At 58.7% G+C, this 2,059-nt stretch carries 1 protein-coding gene; it reads right to left on the reverse strand.

Annotated features, from left to right (window positions below; genetic code table 11):
* On the reverse strand, positions 1-1,907 hold a 1,907-nt coding region (locus WH91_RS02130; RefSeq protein ID WP_248305803.1), incomplete at its 3' end, for an ABC transporter substrate-binding protein.
* Between the last annotated feature and the right edge of the window lie 152 nt (positions 1,908-2,059).

Raw genomic sequence — 2,059 nt, forward strand, 5'->3', positions numbered from 1 at the left:
GGCTTGAGCTGGGCAGCAATGAACTTAAAGTTGCTCCACCACCACCACGGGCCCTCGTAGTAATTGTCGGCCGCGGGATAATTAGTCCAATAAGTCTCGTTGACCGGCACAAACTTGGACGTGCCGAACATTTCGATCACCGGAAGGCCTTTTACCAGTTCCTTGAGGATATCGGTCCCAAGCGGCACGATCTGCGGATCATCGGCTGGAATGGTGCGCAGCGTATCGATCAAGGCGCTCAACTCGTCATCAACATAGCGGCCCTGGTTGGACGAGGCGGGCACGCCATTGTCGCGCACGTAATCCTTGTGCCAGCCCTCCATGCGCACGAAGAGATCGGGCGTGATGGCGCAGGATGTTCCCCAATAGGATCCTACTTCGTAATCACCGGTATTTTCGGCAGTAAAGAACGCGCCGGCCTGCATCTGCTGCACCTGGGCCGGAATGCCGAACTGGGTCCATTCATTGGCCACCGCAAATGCCAGCCGCTGCGATTGCACCTCGAAATCGGCGGGCGCCAGGATATTGATGGTGAACGGCGTGCCATCGGGCTTAAGCCACTGTCCGCCATTGTTGGTGAAGCCAGCTTCGGTCAGCAGTTTGGTCGCCTGTGCCGGATCATGCTTCCACCAGCCGACGCCCAGCAGTTCGCGCAAAGCGTCAGGGTCTTCGGGAATGCCCTCGATGCCTTCGGAGCGCAAGCGTTCGCCCAGTCGTACGGCATAGTCGGGATCGAATGGCTTGTAGCCATCCTCCATAGTGAACTCGGCCAGCCACTGCGCCATCGGCTGATGATAGGTATCCATCAGCACCGTGGTCGGCGGTATGGCCAGCGGCGACGCCCGCATCATGCCCGAAAACGTTGCGATGCTCGCCTGTTCAGCATTGATCGCAAGCGCTAGCGCCCAACGTGTCTTGGCGTCGTCATAAGGTGCCTTAGACGTGTTGAAATGGATGCCGCGCTCACAGGGATCGTCGAGATTGGCATAGGGGAATTCGTTGAACCAGGCATGCACCTTGGGGTTCTGGTTGCGTAGGATATCGAGGCTTTCTGGGGAAATATCGGTCAAAATATCCACGTCATTTGCCGCCATCGCCAGCACACGGCGCTCTTCGGTGCCATAGCTGCGGAAGAGCACATACTTGGCCGCGGGCTCGCCGATCATCTGGCCGACATCGGAATTCTGCCAGTCTTCGCGCTTCTCCCACAGGAACCAAGTGCCGTTCGGATCATGGTCCTTGTATTTATAAGCACTGATCGTCACCGGCGGGAAATTGGAGAACGTCGCCGGGTCTTCCTTTTCCCAGATATGCTTGGGCACGATGTGGAACGGATTGCCGTAAATCACTGAACCCAAAACGATCGACAGCCGTGGCGTCGGCTTGGTGGTGGTAATCTCGACCGTATTGGCGTCGACCTTGGTGATTGAGGCGATCTGGGCCGCATAGGCCGAGCTATAGGCAAGCGCGGGCGTGTTGCGGATCATCTGGTCGGTAAAAAGCACGTCGTCGGCACTGAATGGCTGGCCATCGCTCCAGGTCAGGCCCTGGCGGAGCGCGACGGTAAACACTGTGAAATCGGCGTTGGGCACAGGCATCTCGGCCGCCAGATCCGGGATCTGCATTCCCTTGGCGGTATCGATGTCATAAAGCAGCGCGCCGGCCATCTGGTGATAGCCGTGATTGATGGTCACGCCCTGCTGGTACATGTTCATGTTTTCAGGGTTACCGACCCGGGCATTGAGCATATCAACGATCAGCGTCTCAGCGCGCGGCGTGCCGACATCTGTCATCTGCTGGGCCCAGGCGGGCGTCACGGCGCCACTCAACATGGTGCCGCCCAGCGCTACGGCAAGCGCCAGCGCCAGCAACTTACTGCGGGGCTTTGAGAACGTATTTGAAATCACAGTCTCCTCCTTTGGTATTGGATCAGGCTTGGATAGTGTGGTGCGTTGGCGCACTCTTTTGCCGTGCTGCGGCTGAGCCGTGGACGCGGTCAATTTCCGCAAGCTCGGCGCAGCGCTCGCCGACGGTCGGGATCGCCGGGATCGTGTCCGAC

Origin of the sequence: Devosia psychrophila (assembly GCF_000971275.1) — a bacterium.
Taxonomy (GTDB): Bacteria; Pseudomonadota; Alphaproteobacteria; order Rhizobiales; family Devosiaceae; genus Devosia; species Devosia psychrophila.